20 protein-coding genes are annotated in these 21,147 nt (G+C 37.7%); 13 read left to right on the plus strand and 7 right to left on the minus strand.

Annotated elements, in window-relative coordinates:
• Window positions 1-286 (minus strand): TSUP family transporter (locus tag ACMZ42_RS20525; protein WP_415732601.1); only part of this gene is annotated, 286 nt, incomplete at its 3' end.
• A gap of 389 nt (window positions 287-675) precedes the next feature.
• Here ACMZ42_RS20525 and ACMZ42_RS20530 point away from each other — a divergent pair.
• Both ACMZ42_RS20530 and ACMZ42_RS20535 read left to right on the plus strand, forming a co-directional pair.
• Window positions 676-1,296: a DUF47 domain-containing protein gene (locus tag ACMZ42_RS20530; RefSeq protein ID WP_370082328.1), complete on the plus strand. Its 621-nt coding sequence runs from the start codon at window positions 676-678 to the stop codon at window positions 1,294-1,296.
• Window positions 1,297-1,311: 15 nt separating this feature from the next.
• Window positions 1,312-2,328 carry an inorganic phosphate transporter gene (locus tag ACMZ42_RS20535; RefSeq protein WP_370082330.1) on the plus strand — a complete coding sequence of 339 codons (1,017 nt, stop codon included), beginning with the start codon at window positions 1,312-1,314 and terminating at the stop codon, window positions 2,326-2,328.
• Window positions 2,329-2,376: 48 nt separating this feature from the next.
• On the opposite strand, the gene ACMZ42_RS20540 is transcribed toward ACMZ42_RS20535, so the two are convergent.
• Window positions 2,377-2,793: a hypothetical protein gene (locus ACMZ42_RS20540; protein ID WP_415732602.1), complete on the minus strand. Its 417-nt coding sequence runs from the start codon at window positions 2,791-2,793 to the stop codon at window positions 2,377-2,379.
• A gap of 90 nt (window positions 2,794-2,883) precedes the next feature.
• Between ACMZ42_RS20540 and ACMZ42_RS20545 the strand changes: the two genes are divergently transcribed.
• Window positions 2,884-4,371 carry a hypothetical protein gene (locus ACMZ42_RS20545; protein ID WP_415732603.1) on the plus strand — a complete coding sequence of 496 codons (1,488 nt, stop codon included), beginning with the start codon at window positions 2,884-2,886 and terminating at the stop codon, window positions 4,369-4,371.
• Window positions 4,372-4,405: 34 nt separating this feature from the next.
• On the opposite strand, the gene ACMZ42_RS20550 is transcribed toward ACMZ42_RS20545, so the two are convergent.
• The 5 genes from ACMZ42_RS20550 to ACMZ42_RS20570 form a co-directional block, all read right to left on the minus strand.
• Window positions 4,406-5,200 (minus strand): DeoR/GlpR family DNA-binding transcription regulator, encoded by a 795-nt coding sequence (locus ACMZ42_RS20550; RefSeq protein WP_415732604.1) that lies wholly within the window; start codon window positions 5,198-5,200, stop codon window positions 4,406-4,408.
• Window positions 5,201-5,264: 64 nt separating this feature from the next.
• Window positions 5,265-6,521, minus strand: a complete 1,257-nt coding sequence (rhaA, locus tag ACMZ42_RS20555) for an L-rhamnose isomerase (RefSeq protein WP_415732605.1) — start codon at window positions 6,519-6,521, stop codon at window positions 5,265-5,267.
• A gap of 11 nt (window positions 6,522-6,532) precedes the next feature.
• Window positions 6,533-6,850 carry an L-rhamnose mutarotase gene (rhaM, locus tag ACMZ42_RS20560; protein WP_415732606.1) on the minus strand — a complete coding sequence of 106 codons (318 nt, stop codon included), beginning with the start codon at window positions 6,848-6,850 and terminating at the stop codon, window positions 6,533-6,535.
• A 2-nt stretch (window positions 6,851-6,852) separates the two neighbouring features.
• The gene (gene rhaB, locus ACMZ42_RS20565) at window positions 6,853-8,313 is read right to left on the minus strand and encodes a rhamnulokinase (protein WP_415732607.1); all 1,461 of its coding nucleotides are present in this window, start codon (window positions 8,311-8,313) and stop codon (window positions 6,853-6,855) included.
• Window positions 8,314-8,422: 109 nt separating this feature from the next.
• Window positions 8,423-10,492, minus strand: coding sequence for a bifunctional aldolase/short-chain dehydrogenase (locus tag ACMZ42_RS20570; RefSeq protein WP_415732651.1), 2,070 nt, complete (start codon window positions 10,490-10,492; stop codon window positions 8,423-8,425).
• 221 nt (window positions 10,493-10,713) lie between these two features.
• On the opposite strand from ACMZ42_RS20570, the gene ACMZ42_RS20575 reads away from it, so the two are divergent.
• The 10 genes from ACMZ42_RS20575 (at window position 10,714) to ACMZ42_RS20620 (ending at window position 21,129) form a co-directional block, all read left to right on the plus strand.
• Window positions 10,714-12,231, plus strand: a complete 1,518-nt coding sequence (locus ACMZ42_RS20575) for a sugar ABC transporter ATP-binding protein (protein WP_415732608.1) — start codon at window positions 10,714-10,716, stop codon at window positions 12,229-12,231.
• Between the two features lie 15 nt (window positions 12,232-12,246).
• Window positions 12,247-13,275: an ABC transporter permease gene (locus ACMZ42_RS20580; protein WP_415732609.1), complete on the plus strand. Its 1,029-nt coding sequence runs from the start codon at window positions 12,247-12,249 to the stop codon at window positions 13,273-13,275.
• Window positions 13,275-14,294, plus strand: coding sequence for an ABC transporter permease (locus tag ACMZ42_RS20585; RefSeq protein WP_415732610.1), 1,020 nt, complete (start codon window positions 13,275-13,277; stop codon window positions 14,292-14,294). Before ACMZ42_RS20580 ends, ACMZ42_RS20585 begins: the two co-directional genes overlap by 1 nt.
• Window positions 14,295-14,447: 153 nt before the next feature.
• Window positions 14,448-15,485, plus strand: a complete 1,038-nt coding sequence (rhaS, locus tag ACMZ42_RS20590; protein ID WP_415732611.1) for a rhamnose ABC transporter substrate-binding protein — start codon at window positions 14,448-14,450, stop codon at window positions 15,483-15,485.
• 73 nt (window positions 15,486-15,558) lie between these two features.
• Window positions 15,559-16,425 carry an AraC family transcriptional regulator gene (locus ACMZ42_RS20595; protein ID WP_415732612.1) on the plus strand — a complete coding sequence of 289 codons (867 nt, stop codon included), beginning with the start codon at window positions 15,559-15,561 and terminating at the stop codon, window positions 16,423-16,425.
• Window positions 16,426-16,634: 209 nt separating this feature from the next.
• Window positions 16,635-17,333 carry a response regulator transcription factor gene (locus tag ACMZ42_RS20600; protein ID WP_415732613.1) on the plus strand — a complete coding sequence of 233 codons (699 nt, stop codon included), beginning with the start codon at window positions 16,635-16,637 and terminating at the stop codon, window positions 17,331-17,333.
• Window positions 17,330-18,778, plus strand: coding sequence for an ATP-binding protein (locus ACMZ42_RS20605; RefSeq protein ID WP_415732614.1), 1,449 nt, complete (start codon window positions 17,330-17,332; stop codon window positions 18,776-18,778). Before ACMZ42_RS20600 ends, ACMZ42_RS20605 begins: the two co-directional genes overlap by 4 nt.
• Window positions 18,775-19,845 carry a LolA family protein gene (locus ACMZ42_RS20610; RefSeq protein WP_415732615.1) on the plus strand — a complete coding sequence of 357 codons (1,071 nt, stop codon included), beginning with the start codon at window positions 18,775-18,777 and terminating at the stop codon, window positions 19,843-19,845. The genes ACMZ42_RS20605 and ACMZ42_RS20610 overlap by 4 nt, the downstream gene beginning before the upstream one ends.
• 11 nt (window positions 19,846-19,856) lie before the next feature.
• Window positions 19,857-20,078 (plus strand): hypothetical protein, encoded by a 222-nt coding sequence (locus tag ACMZ42_RS20615; RefSeq protein ID WP_415732616.1) that lies wholly within the window; start codon window positions 19,857-19,859, stop codon window positions 20,076-20,078.
• A 103-nt stretch (window positions 20,079-20,181) separates the two neighbouring features.
• On the plus strand, window positions 20,182-21,129 hold the full coding sequence (locus ACMZ42_RS20620) for an MBL fold metallo-hydrolase (protein WP_415732617.1): 948 nt from the start codon (window positions 20,182-20,184) through the stop codon (window positions 21,127-21,129).
• The last annotated feature ends 18 nt before the right edge of the window (window positions 21,130-21,147 follow it).

The raw sequence follows: 21,147 nt of genomic DNA on the forward strand, positions 1-21,147 counted from the left end.
GATGCACAGTATATGCACCAATGAATGAACCAATAAAAATAAAAGGCATTATTTTCTTATTCTTTTTCACATCAACCTTGCCAGCTCGTAAAAAAGTTAACATGCTAGTCCCATTGCTAATTGTATTGGCGAGTTTGTTTGTGGCAATTGCTGTACTTGGGGGTAAACCAACAGCCATAAGCGCGGGTAACGAAATTAATCCTCCACCACCGACAATCGCATTTAAAAAGGATGCGATAAAGCCAAATACTAAAAGGATTACAAGTGAAAGTAAATCGATGTCCATATGTATGATACTCACATCCTTATTTGTAAGATACACTTTTCTTATAACAGTACTGCGAATTGTAATAAATGACAATGGAGGAATGTAAATATCGTTTACAATTCCTTAACATTGAAAACGATGAAAAAATTGAAGAAAAAATTGTTTTTTCAAGTGTTTTTATAAAAATGAAAGAAAAAACGGTAATATTTAAAGAAAAATCGATAAATTTTGTTATCGAGTTTCCAACGTTTTCAACTTGGAAAAGTACCTAAAAATAATTGTGGCGAATTTTATATTACATTTTTGTAAATTCAACTATTTTATCTTTAAAAATCTGTAGAACTATGTGAAAGTTTTGTTATGATGATTGCAGAAATCGTCAATATTCATTCAACAGGAGGAACATGATGTTCAACTCAAACAAGCAAGATCCATTTTTTAAGGCATTGTTAAACATTTCTAAAAACGTGAAAGAAGGTATTTATTACGCTCATAACGCACGTATTGAAAATATAGATTCACTAAAAGAAATCGCAGACACAATGAAGCGATATGAAACAAGTGGAGATAAATTGATTCACGAGCTTATCGTTATGCTAAATAAATCATTTATGACACCTATCGAGCGTGAAGATATTTTATCACTTGCCAATAAATTAGATGATGTTATTGATGGAATGGAAGGCTGTATTGCTCATTTTGATATGTACAATTTAACAGAAGTTACAGACCCGATGCGCCAATTCTTAACATATATTGCGAAAAGTACAGACGAAATGGTCCAAGCAATGGAGCTATTAAATAGTAAAAAGCTTGTTGAAATGCGTAAACATGCTATTCAAATTAAGGACTATGAGCGTGAATGTGATGAAATTTTCCGCTCGTCTATGAAGCAATTATTTATTCAAGAAAAAGATCCGATGCGCATCATCGTCTTCAAGAGTATTTACGAACAATTTGAAGATATTGCAGACTACTGTCAAACTGTAGCAAATACAATTGAAACAATAATTATGCGTAACGCGTAAGATGGAGTGTAAGAAATGGATACGATATTACTGATAACAATATTAGTCGTTTTATTTGCACTTGTTTTCGATTTTATTAACGGCTTCCATGATACGGCCAATGCGATCGCAACTTCGGTATCAACAAGGGCATTAAAGCCACGTACCGCAATATATATGGCTGCAATTATGAACTTCATTGGAGCTATTACATTCGTTGGGGTAGCAAAAGCATTAACAAAGGATATTGTTGACCCATTCAGCTTAAATGCTTTTAATGGAGATACTACAGGTTCTGTCGTTATTTTAGCGGCATTATTATCAGCGATCACATGGAATTTAGTAACGTGGTACTTTGGAATTCCGTCTAGTTCATCGCATACATTGATCGGTTCTGTGGCTGGTGCTGCCATTGCGGCAGCTGGCTTTAATGTTTTGAACTATAGTGGCTTTATTAAAATTCTTCAGGCGCTTATTTTCTCACCATTACTTGCGTTTGCAGCTGGTTTCTTAATGATGTCTTTATTTAAAGTGTTATTTAAGGATATGAATTTATATCGAACGAATAAAGGCTTCCGGACAATGCAAATTGGTACAGCCGCTTTACAATCATTTACACACGGTACAAACGATGCACAAAAGGCGATGGGGATTATTACGCTCGCTTTAATTGCAGGAGGCTTGCATCATACAGACGATATTCCTTTCTGGGTACGTTTTGCAGCAGCCTGTGCGATGGGTCTTGGTACTTCTGTAGGTGGTTATAAAATCATCAAAACAGTCGGCGGCAAGATTATGAAAATCCGTCCAGTAAACGGGGTAGCAGCAGACCTTGCTTCTGCATCCATCATCTTCGGTGCGACATTAATCCATTTACCAGTATCTACAACACATGTTATTTCTTCATCTATCATGGGCGTAGGAACAGCACACCGTGTAAGAGGTGTTAAATGGGGCATGGCACGAAAAATCGTGACAACATGGGTAATCACCATGCCAATTTCCGCAGTCATGGCGGCAGCTATTTATTTCATATTAAGTTTATTTTTCTAACATAGTGGGAGGAATGCACAAATTGCGTGCATTCCTTTTTTTGTTTGATTAATTGGATAGAAAGGAGGGTACGGAAAGCTCGAGCAGAACGACGGAAGGCCCTAGCAGAATGACGGATGGGAAAGAAGGCGACGGAAAGTCCAGGTAGAACGACGGAAAGTAAAGGCGAAGCGACGGAAAGCTCGGGCAGAACGACGGATGGGAAAGAAGGCGACGGAAAGACAGGTCAGAACGACGGAAAGAAAAGGCGAAGCGACGGAATGGAAGAGTAGAACGACGGAAAGAAGAAGCAAAGCGACGAAAGGCCCGAGCAGAACGACGGATGGAAAAGAAGGCGACGGAAAGACCGGATAGAACGACGGAAAGAAAAGGCAAAGCGACGGATAGTCCGAACAGACCGACGGATAGAAAAGGTGAAACGACGGATAGCTTAATATAGAATTTAAAATAAGAGAAAATAAGCAAAATAATGCAACTTTATGGCAAGATAGTGCCATGATTTTTATTTAGAGATTGCTATAATGGCAGTACATTTTATGGTAGGGGGATGAAATGGTGGGAAATGTAAAGCAAAAGCCAAGAATCGGCTTATATACGGTAGGGCTTGCAGCGTATTGGTCACAATTTGAAGGATTAAAAGATCGACTAGAGGTTTACAATCATTTTATTTGTGATGAATTAGAGAGGGAGGTAGATGTATATAATTTTGGACTAGTTGATTCTGTAGATAAAGGGAGAGAAGCTGGAGCTTATTTTAATCAGCATCAAGTTGATCTTATCTTTTTACATGCAGGGACATACGCAACAAGTTCAATCGTATTACCTGTGCATCAACGCTGCCAAGCAAAAATTGTTATTCTAAGCCTACAACCAACTACTCAGATTTCTTATGATCGTACAACAACAGGGGAATGGTTAGCACAATGTGTAGCTTGTCCAGTGCCGGAATTTGCAAATGCTTTAAATCGAGCAACTATTCCTTATACAGTGATAAGTGGTTTGTTAGGGTTAAGGGAGCAGTTGAATTGGGTGATTAGTGAGGAGATTACAGCTGATCGACCGGAGGCCAAGCGTGCTTGGCAGGAAATCTTTGAATGGGTGAGAGCTGCTGGAGTTAAACAAACATTGCAAAATAGTAATTTTGGATTTTTAGGTAATACTTATAATGGAATGCTAGATATGTATAGTGATTTTACAATGGTCCAAGCACAAACAGGCATTCATATAGAAGCACTAGAAATGTGTGATCTAGATGAACAGCTTCAACAAGTTCAGCCCTGTGACATAAAGGTTAAGTATGAGCAAATGCTTAACATCTTTAAGATTAGTGAAGATTCTTCAGCCGACCCATTAGCAAAAAAGCCGACGAAAAAGCAATTAGATTGGGCATGTCGAGTAGCGGCAGCTCAGCAGAGATTGGTAGAAGAAAAACATCTTGATGCATTAACTTATTATTATCATGGATCATCTGGCAACGAATATGAAAAACTGCAAAGTGGATTTATTCTTGGACATTCACTCTTAACAGCAAATGGCATTCCTTGTGCAGGAGAAGGAGATTTAAAAACGGCATTGGCTATGAAAATTTGTGACATATTGCATGTTGGTGGCAGTTACAGCGAAATTATTGCAACTGATTATGTACATGAAACAATTTTACTAGGACATGACGGGCCATTTCATCTACAAATTGCTCAAGAGCAACCGGTTTTACGCGGAATGGGTTTATATCATGGTAAACAGGGGAGCGGCATATCGGTTGAAGCAAAGGTACAAAGTGGACCTGTAACGGCATTGGGTATTACACAAACGTTTGAAGGAAAATTAAAGTTTATTATAAGTGAAGGGGAGTCCTTAAATTTACCAGTTATGAAAATTGGAAATACGCAAACACATGTGAAATTTTCTCAGCGTCCTGATTTATATATGGAACGCTGGTTTGATGAAGCCCCGACACATCACTGTGCATTATCTATTGGTCATAATGCTAAACAGTTTCAAAAGGTTGCAATGTTGTTGAAAATCCCATACTGCATTTTTTAAGTAAGAAAAACCAGGTGTTTTTGCCTGGTTTTTCTTAACTTCTATAATATCCGATATTGTTATGCGGAAGTGTAACAGTGTGGATGTGAATCCCGAGATCCGTAGCCTGTTGTTTAAAATTCTGATCCATATTCTCATCGCAAATTATTGTATGAATTTTGTCTAGTGGAGCGATTTGAGCAAAAGAATGTGTATTAATTTTACTAGAGTCTACAAGTAAAATTGCTTCATCACAATGTTCAAGCATTTGTGCCTTTAATAGAGCCTGTAGTTCACTTGAGTCACTAACTCCATGCTTGAGATGTACACCTTTACATGAAATGAATGTCTTTGTCACATGATAATTGGCTAGTGAACGTTCTGCTAACGGCCCGACAAAGGAATGAGATTTAGCAGTGTAGCGTCCGCCGGTTGAGATAATCTCAATTTGATTTTTATCAACGAGCTCTGTAACTACCTGGACAGAATTCGTGATGACTGTTAAGGGGATATTAGGCAAAAATCGAGCTAGACACCGGGCTGTTGTACTGGCATCTAAAATAATTTTATCACCTGTTTGGATGAATTTTAAAGCTTCATAGGCAATCGCCCGTTTTTCATGCACATTCAAAATTTCACGCTCTGTAAAATGGATTTCTTGATCGACGGAAGGGATTTTAATAGCGCCACCATGTTGCCGTTGTATTTTATGTTCGCGTTCTAATTTTTCTAAATCTCTTCGAATAGTTTCTTCAGTGACAGAAAATAACTCACTTAAATCGGTAACTTTAACGAAGTTCTGTTCGTAAATTAATTCAAAGATTTTTTTACGTCTTTCTGCTGCAAGCATGGTAAACACTCCTTTCAGTAAGATAAACCTTTATCATTTTAGCATACATCATAATGATACTGCTTTAATTGCGATGAGTACGCAGCTCTTTTTCATACGTTTTGACATTATTTAGCCAATTTTCACGCACTGGTACTTGTTGTGTTTCACAGTAATAATCCCAAATGGCTCCAAATGGATATGTTTTGAATTCTTCCATTAAAGCAAGGCGTTCTGTGAAATTTCCTGATTCCTGTAGTTGGCGTAAATAATCGTTTGGTAGTAAAAGTGCATATAATAATGCTTTGATCATATTACGTGTGCCGATAACCCATGCAGCTATACGATTAATGCTAGCGTCAAAGAAATCAAGACCGATAATAACACGATGAATAGCATCATTACGCACTATTTCCATGGCAATTTCCCGTAATTCATCATCAAAGGTCACGACATGATCACTATCCCAACGAACAGGACGAGATACATGTAATGCTACCTTTTCGTGAAAGAGCAGTAGTGTGGATAGCTTATTGGACACCATCTCAGTTGGATGAAAATGGCCAGTATCTAGTAAACATAGTTTATTATTTTGTTGTGCATAGCTCAAATAAAACTCATGTGACCCTACTACAAAGGATTCTGAACCGATACCGAATAATTTACTCTCTATAGCATCAAGATTGTAGCGAATATCAATATCTTCAGCAAAGATAATATCTAATGATTCTTTTAAGCGCTTACGTGGTGTTAGACGATCACTAGGTGTATCCTTATAGCCATCTGGAATCCAAATATTTGTTAAACAAGGTGAGTTTAAAGCTTTCCCAAAGTATTCGCCAATTTTGCGAGAGGCGATACAATGCTCAATCCAAAATGCACGAATGTTCTCATCGGGGTGAGATAGTGTCAAACCATCTTGTGCTTTTTCATGTGAAAATAATGTTGGATTAAAATCTAAGCCAAGTTGATGCTTTTTAGCCCATTCTACCCAATTAGTAAAATGAATAGGCTGTAACTCATTTCTTTCTACTATTTGCCCTTCTGTTTCTGCATAAATGGCATGCAAATTAATGCGATGTTTACCAGGAATCAGTGCTAATGCTTGCTCAAGATCAGCACGAAGTTCGTCCCCATTACGTGCCTTGCCAGGATAGTTTCCTGTTACATCAATGCCACCAGAAAGTGTTTGCCGTTTGGTCTCAAAGCCGCCAACATCATCTCCTTGCCAGCAATGAATGGAAATAGGGATACTTTTGAGAGTTTGAAGTGCTCCTTCTACATCTATATTCCAATGCTCATAGTATGCCTTCGCTTGTTGAAAACGTTGTTGTATTGTCATAGATATCCTCCTTATCGTGAAAGATGAAATACTTGTTTAAGATCTATTGATACAGGTTGATTATTAGCATGAGTTTCCATTAGAGGTGCCATATAAGCCCACCATTGACGACAAATTTCTGTACTTGCTAATGCATCCCATAGTTGCTCATCGTTAATTTCAAGATAGGCAAATAATTGTCCTGTTGCAGGATGTAAGAAAATAGAATAAGAATGTGCCCCATGAGCTTTGATTGCCTCTTCCATTGCAGGCCATAATTCAGCATGGCGTTTTTCATATTCCTCATAGTATTGTGGGTAAACAGTCATTACGAATGCATTTCGAAACATCATTATCCCTCACTTTCAATAAAGGTTGTCGCATGTAAAAATGCCGAAAACAGTTGTTGTTGATTACATGGAAGAGGGGTGAATACTTTGTGTGGAAAAGAACGTCTCACAAGTGCGCGTCCCGCTTCAATAGATTCAACAGTACCTACATGAATTAATTGTACTAATAAGTTTCCGATAGCAGTGGCTTCAGTTGGACCTGTTACCACTGTTTTTTGACTAAAGGTAGCGATGCATTGATTTAAAAAATCATTATGAGCACCACCGCCGACAATATGTAGCACATCAATGGAATGTCCGACTATTTCTACGATTTGCTCAAGATGATGCGCTATGATGATAGCTAAATTATAGTAAACTGCCGCAGCTAGCTCGCCTTCTGTGTTAGGGATATGTTGTTTTGTTTCCAGACAATAGGCTTGCAATTCCTCAATCATATTGTCTGGATTGATAAAACGACTATCATTCAAATTAATATATTGTTGAAGTGGGGGGACTTTTTTCGCTTTCTCTACAAGTTCTTCAAATGTATAGGCTGTCGGAAGTAGTCGCTGCACTTCTTGTATAATCCAAAGTCCCATTACATTTTTTAAAAAGCGATAAGTGTGTGCCGCGCCGTACTCATTCGTGTAATTTTCTTCTAAAGTTTGTGTTGTCACAATAGGTTGCTTTGTTTCTATACCGATTAATGACCATGTCCCGGAGCTTAAGTAGGCCCAGTTGTCCGTACTTGCGGGCGTTCCTAATACAGCAGAAGCGGTATCGTGGGATGCGACTGCAATGACAGTACATGTAGGCAAATCATATGTCGGAAAAGCATCCATACTTAGGGGCCCAATGACTGTTCCTGGCTCAATCAATGGAGGAAAATGTGTGCGTGATAACCCAAGTATTTGTAAGAGCTCTTCATCATACTCACGTGTTGCGATATTGAGTAATTGTGTTGTTGAAGCATTAGTAATTTCGGCTGTTATACGTCCTGTTAGCCGATAATTTATATAATCCGGTACGAGTAGGATAGATGCTGTTTGGGCAAGGATATCCTTATTTTCCTCATATAGCTGAAATAGTGTATTGAACGGCAAAAATTGAATACCTGTTTTTTGATAAATCGTCGGACCATCCATCTGCTGAAGCACAGAGGACATCGTATGGTCAGTACGATGGTCACGATAGGCAATCACAGGTTGTAGGAGCTCACCATTTTGGGCAATCAATGCATAATCAATTGCCCATGTATCGATTCCGAGTGTGCAGCTAACGATACCGTGCTGTTTGGCAATCGCTAAGCCTTTTAAAATTTCATCCATTAAATAATGCACATCCCAGCAGAAGTGATTATTTACGTGGTGGAATTCATTTTTAAATCGATGAAGCTCTTTTAGCTGAATATGTCCATCTAATAGTTGGGCATGTACAAGACGACCACTAGACGCTCCGATGTCAACAGCAATATGATGCAATGTTTTTCACCCCTTGAAAAGAATGTACATCAGTATTAAGGAAAACCAAATAACGTTATTTGAATTTGTTATTTGGTCGATTCTATAAATAGCTACAGGCTTAGTAACATTAGCGTGTAAATGCTGCTGGTACGCCTCCATCTACCGTTAGCATGCAACCTGTTGTTTTGCTAGATTTAGAGGATGCAAAAAATAGAATAGCATCTGCGATATCGTCAGGAAATATATTCACCAATAAGGTTGTACGTTGACGATAATGTTCTTCTAATTCCTCTGGATTGATATTATAGGCGGCAGCACGTTCTTCTCGCCAGCGTGAGTCCCAAATAGCGGACCCTTGTAGTACAGCATCTGGCAATACGGAGTTAACGCGGATACCGAATTCACCTCCCTCGGTAGCAATACATTTGGCAAGATGAATTTCAAGTGCCTTCACAGCACTATAAGCGGCTGCATTTTTTCCTGCATAAAGTGAATTTTTAGATCCCACAAATACCATATTACCCCCGAGTTCTTGAAGTCTCATGCATTTAAAGGCTTCGCGTGCTACTAGGAAATAACCTGTGCCAAGTACATCCATATTTAAGTTCCATTCTTGCAAAGTCGTTTCAGAAAATGGAGCGGATGTTGCTAAACCTGCATTGTTGACGATAATATCAAGGCCACCATAGGACAAGATAGTTTGTTGGATGGCTTCGATAACTTGTTCTTCTTTCGTCACATCCATTTTCACGGCAAGAGCAACAGGCGCTTTATATTCCTTGTTTAATGCATCGGCAACCTTTTGAGCTCCTTCAAGATTAATATCGGCCAATACAATGTGAGCTCCTTCAGCTACGAATTTTCTGGCAGTCGAGCTTCCGATACCACCAGCACCACCTGTAATGAAAGCAATTTGGCGGGAAAATTCTGCTTCTTTTGGCGCTAATGATAATTTATATAATTCAAGTGGCCAGTACTCAATTTGGTAGGATTCTTCCTCATTTAGTGATACAAATTGACCGAGGGCTTCAGCACCTCTCATAACGGCAATTGCCCGATTATATAGTTGGCCACTTACATCTGCCATCAACATGTTTTTCCCGCTATTTATCATACCGATACCGGGAATGAGGATCACACGTGGGGCAGCCTCAAACATAACATCATGGTCATTTTTATGACGTTCAAAGTAGTCCTTATAATCTTCTTTATAATTGTTAATAGACTCTTTTAACATACATTTTAATGTCTCTACGTCATCTTTTTGAGGATGCCATTCTACAAAGAGCGGTGTTCTCTTAGTGTGCACTAAATGATCGGGGCATGCTGCGCCTATTTGGGAAAGTCTCTCAGCGTGTTGGCTGTTAACAAATTGCAGAACACGCTGAGAGGTATCCACTTTTAACAGCATCTTTTTTTGATCACTTACAGCTCCTCGAATGACAGGTAAAATTTTGTGTAAAATGTTTGTGCGCTGTTCCTCATCAAATACCTCAAATTTCTGACCACCGAAGATAGTGGCTTCATCGATTTTATTAGCAATGAAGCGTTCGGCTTGTGCAATAATTTGGATCGTTTTATCGTAGCTTTCTTCAGCTGTGTCTCCCCATGTAACTAATCCGTGTTTTTCCATTAAAACAAGTTCTGCATTTGGATTGTTTTTGACCGCTTGAGCAATCATTTTTGATAATTTGAAGCCAGGGCGAATATATGGAACCCATACAAATTTATCCCCGAATATTTCCTTTGCTATTTCTTGTCCATTATGTGCACAGCAGAGACTGATAATCGCATCTGGATGTGTGTGATCAACATGTTTATATGGTAAAAATGCATGCAATAATGTTTCGATAGAAGCACGTGGATGACGTGTATCTATCATACAATGCCCGAGATAATCGACCATTTCTTCATCAGTCATGTCCTCGCGCTCTAGTAATGGTAGGATGCTTGTTAAGTCAAGCCCGGTAAATTGTTGGGGTTGAATAGTGGCTAAGTCAGAGCCGCTACCCTTCACCCAAAGTACTTCGACATTTTCACCTTTAAAATTTTTTTCTACAGATTTGGCTGAAGTGTTGCCACCTCCCCAGTTACAAACTGTCCGATCCAAACCGAGTAGATTGGATCGATAGGCAAGCTCCTCTAGTGTCGATGTGAATGTTTTAGCTCTGTCATTATTCCATGTATTGATTGGCATCATATATCTCCACCTTTTAATTTCTTTGTTTTTCTTTGTTTATAGTAACATTTTTTCTGAAAAATAGAAATAATTTTTTGAAAATTAAAAATACGGCATTGTAAACGCTATATATTTGCTTTATGATAAGAAATAAAATAATAACAAAAAAACTCAAGTGTATTTTTATGTTGTTTTTTCTTTACTTTGTACCTTGGACAAAACAAAGGAGGGCGGTTTAGATGACGGAATATGTTTTAGAGTTACGGGGTGTAACCAAACAATTTCCCGGAGTAACAGCACTAGATAATGTGAATTTAAAATTAAAAAAGGGTGAGATTCATGCATTAATGGGAGAGAACGGCGCAGGAAAATCAACATTCATTAAAATTATTACAGGTGTATATGCCCCTAATAAGGGAGAAATTATTTTGCATGGAGAGAGTGTGCAATTTAATAACCCAAAGGAGGCTCAAGCTAAAGGAATAGCAGCGATTTACCAGCATGTTACCAACTATCCAGATTTGACAGTCACCGAAAATATATTTATGGGGCATGAAATAGTTAGTCCTCATACGAAACGATTGCTATGGAAAAAAATGCACGATGAGGCGAAAAAGATTTTAGTTCAACTGGGGTCATCCATTGATCCTAAAACAGAGATGAGTGCATTAAGCGTAGCACAGCAACAAATTGTAGAAATTGCGAAGGCCATTTCTACAAATGCCAATATTATTATTATGGATGAACCGACAGCAGCCTTAACTGCGCGTGAAAGTGAAGAGCTTTACCGTATTGCAGAAACATTACGAGATCAAGGAGCTTCTATTATATTTATCTCTCATCGTTTTGAGGATATGTACAGGCTTGCCACACAGGTCACTGTACTGCGTGATTCTAAATATATGGGAAGCTGGGGAGTGCATGAAATTTCAAATGAAGATTTAATTGTGCAAATGGTTGGACGTGAAATTTCGCAGGTGTTTCCAAATAAGCATAATCAAATTGGTGAAAAAATCGTAGAAGTAAGGAATTTGGGGAAAGTTGGCTGCTTTGCAGATATTTCTTTTGAAGTACATCGTGGAGAAATCGTAGGGTTAACAGGATTAGTGGGGGCAGGACGTACAGAGGTATGCCAAGCACTTTTTGGTATCGCACTAGCGGATAAGGGAGACATTTTTGTTAAGGGACAAAAGGTTGTTATTAAAAAGCCAAAGGATGCAATGAAACTAGGAATTGGTTACTTGCCTGAAGATCGTCAACTCCAAGGATTAATTTTATCGTGGGAGATTGGTCAAAATATTACTCTTCCAGCTTTGCGTCAGTATGCGACAAATGGGTGGCTGCGTACAGCAAAAGAAGCGCAAGTTGCTAAAGAATTAGCAGAGAAAGTAAATGTAAAAGCAAACTCTATTTTTGATTTAGTCAGCTCTTTATCGGGTGGAAATCAACAGAAAGTGGCAGTTGCTAAGCTACTTACGAGTGATGTAGACATTATCATTTTAGATGAGCCGACAAAAGGAGTAGATGTAGGGGCGAAATCCGCCATATATGAAATTGTAAATGAACTTTCGGCACAGGGATATGGCGTAATACTTGTTTCATCAGAAATGCCTGAGATTCTAGGTTTAAGTGACCGGATTATTGTTATGAAAGAGGGACGTATAACACGAACATTACATCGAAATGAGGCCACGCAGGAGAAAATATTAGAGGCGGCGATGGGAACAGAAGTAACGGGAACAGAAGTAACTGTATAAGTGGGGTGTGAAAGTATGGAGACATTACAGCAAACGACAAATTCAGTGGATGCGCTAGCAGAGAATCGTTGGTTGACAAATATCTATAAATTTAGAGAACTGGGGTTAATTGGCTTCATTGTTGTACTATGTATTTTTATTCAATGGAGAAATAGTAGCTTTCTCACTTTAGAAAATATTAATGATTTAATGACAAACGCAGCAATTTTAAGCATTCTAGCAGTGGGGATGATGCTTGTATTAATTACACGAGGAATTGATCTATCGATTGGGGCCATTATTGGCTTGACGGGAATGATTAGTGCCCAGTTTGTCAGTAACTATCATTTACATCCTGTCCTAGTACTGTTGCTTGGGATAGGGTTAGGTATTCTATGCGGTGTAATCAATGGGACACTCATTGCCAAGCTTGGCATTCTACCTATCATTGCAACATTAGCATTGATGAATATTTTCCGTGGTCTTACTTATCGAGTGAGCAATGGTGAATGGGTTAGCTCATATCAAATGTCTGAAAGTTTTTTAGCGATAGCAACAGGTAAATTATTCGGTGTTAATCATTTAGTGATCATTGCAATTGCTATTTATATTATTTTTTACTTTTTTATCAATCACACCATTACAGGACGCCAAATTTATGCAGTTGGGAGCAATCCGGAATCAGCTGTTGTTAGTGGTATTCCTGACAAGAAAATACTAATTTTAGTGTATGCCATAATGGGTGGGCTCTCTGGGCTAGCTGGTGTATTATGGGTAGCCAAATTTGCATCCGCTCAAGGAGATACTGGTTCGGGCTATGAATTGACGGTTATTGCTGCCTGTATTTTAGGTGGTGTCAGTATTGCTGGTGGAGCTGGAAAAATTTCAGGTGTGATACTAGGTGCTTTGCTGTTAGGGATTTTGCAAAATGCACTGCCATTACTGAATGTATCTCCATTTTGGCAAACAGGTATTCAAGGCATCATTATTTTATTTGCAGTCATATTAAATACACTTGTGAAACGTAGTGTAGATCGTAATAACTTGTTAAGGAGGAAGATTTAGTGAGTGAAAAAATACTTGTAGAAACAAAGCATCTTCCACGTAATTTACTACATGAAAAAACATTTTCATGGAAAAATTTCTTCTTTCAATGGGAATGGCTATTAATGATAATATTGTTGCTTGTTTTTGTTGTCAATACAGTGCTCTCACCGTATTTTCTTAACGCTACTAGCTTATTAGATGCAACGATGGTGTTTTTAGATAAAGCATTTATTGTGTTTCCGATGGCACTAATAATGATTTTAAGAGATATAGATATTTCCGTAGGATCCATTGTAGCTTTAGCCTCTGTTGTTATGGCGACTGTATACAACGCAGGAGTATCTATGGAGTTCGCCATCATTTTATGCTTGATCGTGGGAGCGTTATGTGGTCTTATCAATGGATTGTTAATCGTTAAATTTAAAGAGCTTTCTGCAGTTATTGTGACATTAGGAACAATGATTTTATTTAGAGGAATTGCCTATATCATTTTAGAGGATCAATCCTCTGGTGCATTCCCAGAGTGGTTTAGTTTTTTGGGATGGGGTTATGTGGGACCGATACCGTTTATCTTAATCGTATTTGTCATTGTAGCTATTTCTTTTACGTTACTTTTACACAAAACAACATTTGGACGTCGTGTATATGCAATGGGTAGTAATCCAACAGCAAGTCGATTCTCGGGTATAAGTGTAGATAAAATTCGCGTGATTATTTTTATGCTGGCAGGACTGATGGCAGCTATTACAGCTATTTTCTTAGCATCACGTATGGGAAGTACACGGCCTAATATTGCAACAGGCTATGAGTTAGATATTATTGCAATGGTTGCTTTAGGTGGAATAAGCACTGCAGGTGGTAAAGGTCGAATGATAGGAACAATTATTGCGATTTTTATTATCGGATATTTACAGTATGGCTTAGGGTTAATGAATGTATCTGCACAAACATTGCTCATTGTAATAGGGTTGCTGTTATTGCTATCTGTATCAGTGCCTAAATTTAAACTACCACCTTTCTTCACTAAAAAAGCATGAGTCGATTTACGTTGGGTGTATATAAAAGCAATAATAAATATCGTTTTGGTCATGACGATCGACCGTTAGAATGCTGTAAATACCAAAATTGGAAGAGTCATTTGTTTTGTATATACCTAATTTAAATAAAAAATTTACTTAGGGGGTTATGGTATGAAAAAGTTTTGGAGCTTTGTGTTAATGATGACACTCGTTTTATTTGTATTATCTGCATGCAACTCAGATTCCTCATCTAAGGAAGACAAAACATCAGGTGATAAGGGGAATAATAAGTATGCTTTTGTTTTTAAAAACACTGGCAATCCTTATGGTGAAAAGATGCAAGAGGGCTTCGAGAAGGCAATTAATGAAATTGGTGGAGAGGTGATTTTACGTTCTCCGGAGCAACCAACTGCTGAAGGGCAAATTCAAATTATTGAGCAGCTAATAACGCAAAATGTAACTGCCATTGCTGTAGCAGCAAATGATTTCGATGCATTAGAACCTGTGCTAAAAAAGGCGATGAATAAGGGAATTAAGGTGCTATCTGTAGATTCTGCAATAAATGCTAATAGTCGTATGCTTCATGTTAACCAAGCTAACCCTGAGCGCATTGGTCGTATTCAAATAGAAGCGGTATCAGAAATGATTAATGGTGAAGGTGAGATTGCTATTTTAAGCGCAACATCGCAAGCATCTAACCAAAATCTATGGATAGAGTGGATGAAAAAGGAATTAGAAGATCCTAAATATGCAAATATTAAACTTGTTAAAGTTGCATATGGTGATGATTTACGTGATAAAAGTGTATCTGAAACAGAGGCACTATTAAAATCATATCCTAACTTGAAGGCGATTATTGCACCAACAACAGTTGGGATTGCAGCAGCTGGAAAAGTATTAACTGACAAAAATTTAGGAGGAAAAGTAGCTTTGACAGGACTAGGGTTACCTAGTGAAATGGCTAGTTACATTGAAAATGGTGTATCTCCTTGGATGTATCTGTGGAACCCTATTGATGTTGGCTATGCAGCTGGATATGCAGCAGCTGACTTAGTGAATGATAAAAAGGGTGAGGTTGGAGAAACATTTGAGTTAGGAAAATTGGGTTCATTTGAAGTAGTTAAAGATGGAGAAGGCACACAAGTAATGCTTGGTGATCCATTTAAGTTTGATGCGAAAAATATAGCTGAGTGGAAGGATGTCTACTAATCCATTACTAACACTGTCTGACGGTCGAAGTTTTCGACATGCTAGACAGTGTTTTCTTTAGGAGGAGAAAGGGATGAAATATGAGAATTATAATCGTACATGGAAAGTATCGTCTCTTTATCTTCAAAATGATGTTAGTACCTTTGCAATAGCAAACTTACTTTACGTACAGGAAATGGGTGATTTTTCTACGTTTAGACCCTATTTTACTGAAAGACAGGAGCATGATTCTTTTTTAATTTTATGGACAATTAAAGGGCAAGGCCATTTATTATATGAAGATGAGCTATACACACTGGAGGCAGGCGATGTATTTTGGATTGACTGTTATCAATATCATAAATATTGGTGTTCAATTAATAGGGTGTGGGATTTTCAATGGATTCATGTACAAGGGCAATCTATGAGAGGCTATTATAGCTTGTTTCGACAGTTTACAAAGAGTCCGTTGATTTCGCTACAACTAGAACTATTTAAGGGTGCCTTTCAAAATATACTAATGATAAGAAAAGAGTCGAGAATGTGTGCACAGCTTCGAGAAATACGTACTCATAAAGTTTTGACAGAATGGATGACACAGATATTAGAATTATATTTACAGCAAGGTGAGCCGAAAGCTAAGGTTCCAGATTACCTACAGGAGGTACATGCTTTATTGACAACACAGTATGCTGAACATTTATCTCTTTACCAATTGGAACAACAATTTGCTATAAGCCGTTTTACGTTGATTCGTCAATTTAAGCAATATTATGGTATGACACCAAATGCCTATTTAATCTTGCGTAGGATGATAGCTGCTGAATCATTATTGCAGGAGACAGCCCTTTCAGTACAACAGATTGGAGAGAGGGTAGGCGTGTTTCATACAGGTCATTTTATTCGCTTATTTAAACGTTACAAAGGTTTGACACCTGAGACATTTCGGCAATCATTGTAAATAGATGATCGTCTTTTTATTAAATGGTAGTAAGAGGTTACTTGCCGGTCACATTATTTTTATATAATCTAAGAATGCACAACGAGCGTGCATTCTTTTCTGATTGAAAAAATCGGACGGATAACCAAATCTATGGTAATTATAAAGAAAGTATAAAGTTCAGAAAAATTGTCTTTTTACATAGTAAGGTTAGTACAGGAGGAAAACAGATGAAAGAAAAGCTATTACTGATTGAGGATGATACGGCGATTGGACGTATTGTGAAGGATACGCTTGAGCAAGAAGGTTACCAAATTACTTGGGCAACAACAGGACTTGAAGGGCTAGCTGATTTTCAAGCTGATACGTTCGATTTAGTGTTAGTCGATTGGATGTTACCTGAGATGGATGGTCTTACTGTTTGTCAAAATATCCGTTGGGAAAGTGATGTACCTATTATAATGATGAGCGCGCGTAAGGAAGAGGAAGATAAGGTTGAGGGCTTGCAGGGCGCTGACGATTATATAGCAAAACCGTTTAGCTTAGAGGAGTTAAAGGCACGTGTAGCCTCACACTTACGTCGCTGGAAACGTTTTGCGAAAAAAGAAATAGCAGAAGATGTTACATCCTTTAAACATGGCTTAAAAATTGATTGGCAAAAGGAAACAGCGCGCCTTGAGGATCAAGAGCTTGCCTTAACACAGAAGGAATTTGCTTTGTTAAAACTACTTGCGAAAAATCCAAGCCAAACCTTTTCAAAAGAAGAGCTTTATCAGCATATTTGGCAACAGGCGAGCGTAGATGAAACACATACAGTCACAGTACATATAAAGGCGCTACGAGAAAAGCTAAAAGACCCAGTAAAATCACCGTATTATATACAAACAGTATGGGGCAAGGGGTACCGCTTTATCGGTGAACTATTATGAAGATTAAAACATGGTTACTCATCACTTTCTTCATCGTGATGGTTTTACCGATAACAGGTGCTTATAGCCTTTATGTGTGGATCAATGCCTATTACCAAGATAAAAACGTTGGTGAGTATTTTGAAAAATTAACAGAGCTCAATCAGGTAAAATCTGTTCTCGAAAATCCTATGTATTATAAAAAAAATGCGGATATAAAGGATATTGAAGCACTAACGAATGAGCATCTTGCAATTACTCTTTACTCGAAATCAGACTTGATTTTGTATTCCTCAAATCCATTGAAACAGGTGTTTGATACTAAAGATAGAATTTTTAAAGGTTTATATGAGCTAAAGCAAAATTACAATGCTTTTACTTATAAAGAACCTGTTTATCAAGATGGAGAATTGCTTGGGGTTTATGAGATTCAATTAGTTAGGACGGATTGGGTAAAAGGTGTAGAAAGTCGTTCTTGGCTTGTAATAGCTAGCTCTATATTTTTATTTCTCCTTATTTATTTTGCAGTAATGATGCTGCTTAACCGTAAATTAAATCGCCCGTTACATGAACTGATGCGGCAAATGCGTACTTTTGCAAAGGGGGAGCATGTGGAATCAAATTTAGTGGTAAGAAAAGATGAAATTGGGGAACTTGCTCAAACCTTTCTTGCCATGCAGGACGAAATTGAAACAGCGCGTGCTCACTTGAAAACTGAACAACAGCAAAAGGAGCTAATGATTGCAAGTATTTCCCATGATTTGAAAACACCTCTTACAGCTATTCAAGCATATGCTGAATCTTTACAAAGCAAGGCGTTATCAGAAGAACAGCAAGACGAGTACCGACAGATAATTTTAACAAAGTCTGAAACGATGAAGCATATGTTAGAGGATTTACTAATGTACACTTTACTGCAATCGACAAGCTATCATTTAGAACTTGTTGCAGTTGATGGGGCAGAGTTTTTTGAAATGGCACTGTCTGATTACGAGCAGCTGTGCAAAGATCAAGGATTTATGCTTGAAGTTACTTGTGACATAGAGGGTATGTATGCAGTGCATCCGAAGCAGCTTCAACGGGTGATCGACAATTTAATGAGTAATGCTTGGCGCTATGGAGCAGTAGGTACAACGATAGGCTTAGCAGCCGTGAATGCTGGACAATGCCCTATAGAGAGCTTTGATTTTGTATTGCCAGCACTGAATAAGCAGAATGGTATGTATATCATTGTACAAAATAGCGGGCAAGGTGTAAAAAAAGAGGATATCGAGAAGCTATTCGAGCCCATGTACCAAGCAGATTCAGCACGAACTAAGGCTGGGGAGCGCGGCACTGGACTAGGATTAAATATAGCAAAACAAATAATAGAAAAACACGGTGGGACAGTAGAGCTTATATCAAAAGAAAACTATGGGACAGCTGTACTTTGCTGGTTACCATCATTTAAAGGAGAGAATTCATGATGAATTGGAAAAAATCATTACGTGCAGCAGGTTTAGTTGCTGCCCTAACATTTAGCTTAGTAGGTTGTAATACAGAGGGATCATATTCACCACAGGAAATTATTGATCATGCATTACAGGAAACGAAAGAACCACTTACGTATTACGGTGAATACACAATGGATATAGGCGAGGCTGGTGAAAAAGCTCAAGTCAAAGAGTGGATTAAAGATGGTAAACGACGTATTGAGTCGACAACTGAAAATGGTGAGCATAGCATCGCAGTCAACGATGGCTCACAGATTATGATGTATGATGTTGTTAAAAACACTGTTCATAAATTAGATATTAGCAACGGTGGGTTAGATGAAATCCCATCACAAAGAGACCAGTTAGAATTACTATTTAACGCAGTAAAGGATACGCATGATGTGAAAATTGCAGGAGAGGAGAAGATTGCTGGAAGAGATACGTATAAAGTTGTCGCGAAAGCTAAAAAAGATGATACTTTAATAGGTGATATAGAAGTATGGGTTGATAAAAAAACATGGGTAACGTTAAAAACAATAACGAATAGTGCTGGAAGTAAAATGACATCAGAGTATACGAAAATGGATGAAAATGCAAAAATTGATGATGCACAATTTACACTTGATATTCCAAAGGATGCAACAGTAGAAGAAATAAATGTACCTGAACCTGAATCAGTGACACTGGATACAGTGAAAGAACAGCTTGGCGAATTTTTAATGGTGCCAGAAGTAAATGGACTAACTTTGGAGGATATTTCATTAGATAAAGGGATAGAAGATCATTCAGCATATACCTTTAGCTATGCGAAGAATGGTCAGCAAGATATTTCAGTAACAGTTGTTAAAGCAACTAGCAATGCTAAGAAGGAAGAGCCTATTAAAGGTCAAAAAGAAATGGACATCCGAGGTCAAAAAGGTACTGTAATGGATGAGAAAAACTTCCGTTATATTAGCTGGCAGGAAAACGGCTATCAATATAGCATTTTTCTTGCAAAACCTAAGCTTACTATCGAAGACCTTGTAGCCTATGCAAAACAAATGACCATCGTTAAGTGAGGTGAATTGTAATGAAAAGAAATGAATTTATCAAATGTCTTGCATTGTTTTTATTTAGCACAGTTTTTTTATACGGTATAGGTGAAACATATGGCGTTTCATGGCTACAATTTCATTTCTTAGGACAATATAATGATGAAGGTTTTTATTTCAGTTTAAGTTCTTTAACCCCTATACTTGGAGGCTTACTAATTGTTGCGTTATATGAAACGAAGATTAAGAGACTTATTTAATATGATGAGAAAAATCCACTTTAAAAGAGTGGATTTTTTTTGTATTGATTTATCTTCCAGTATGAATGCTATAATATGTAAAAACTTTTAGGGGGAGCTATGAATGGAGCGGGAGATTGTAGAAACAAAATATTTTACTTTGCATACTTTATGTGACGGTGTGTTTGCTGCTATTGCTAAACCAGGTCAAGGTGCTTGGAGTAATGCAGGAATAATTGATTTAGGTGACGGACTTCTAGTTTTTGATTCGCTAAGTACTCCTTCAGCGGGGGAAGAGTTAAGGCGCCAAGCCGAAAGTTTAACGGGTAAGAAAGTAAAGTATTTGATTAATAGTCACTATCACGGAGATCACGTTTTTGGGAATCAAGTATTTTCAGATACAACGATTATTTCTACATATGTAACTGAGAAATTGTGCAAAGAAAAAAATAAGATTGAAGATTATGAGAAGGAAAAGCAGGACATGAATCAATACCTCCTTCAACTGGAAAATCAAATCGGCTCAACAAAGGACACCATTATAAAAGCGAGTTTAATAAACCAATATCAAGAAATGTCGAAGGTGTTGGTTGATTTATCTCAATTACAAATTGTGTTACCATCCTTGTTGTTTGAAGAGAAATTAACCATCACCGGTTCCGAAAGAACTGTGGAATTATACTGTTTAGGCGGAGGACATTCACCGAGTGACACATTTATGTACCTGCCTAACGAAAAAATAGCTTTTATGGGTGATTTAGCGACTGAAGATTTACATGTTCCAATCTATAATCCTGAAGAATTTTTGATTATATTAAAGCGAGCTAAACAAATCGATATAAATATAATCGTACCTGGCCATGGTAATGTTGCTGATATGACTTTATGCGATACATTAATTGACTATTTATCATTCATGATTCAACGCGCAAAAGAGGCTCTTCAACGAAAGTTGCCACTGGAAGATTTTATTTCTGAATTTGATTTACCTAAAAAGTATAGGAAATGGAAGGGAGTAAACGGTATTAAAGGTAACCTTACAACGATATACAAGTATCTTCAAAAGAGTTAAAAAATCCACTTTTAAAAA

Source organism: Lysinibacillus sp. NPDC056185 (genome assembly GCF_047737915.1).
Taxonomy (GTDB): domain Bacteria; phylum Bacillota; class Bacilli; order Bacillales_A; family Planococcaceae; genus Lysinibacillus.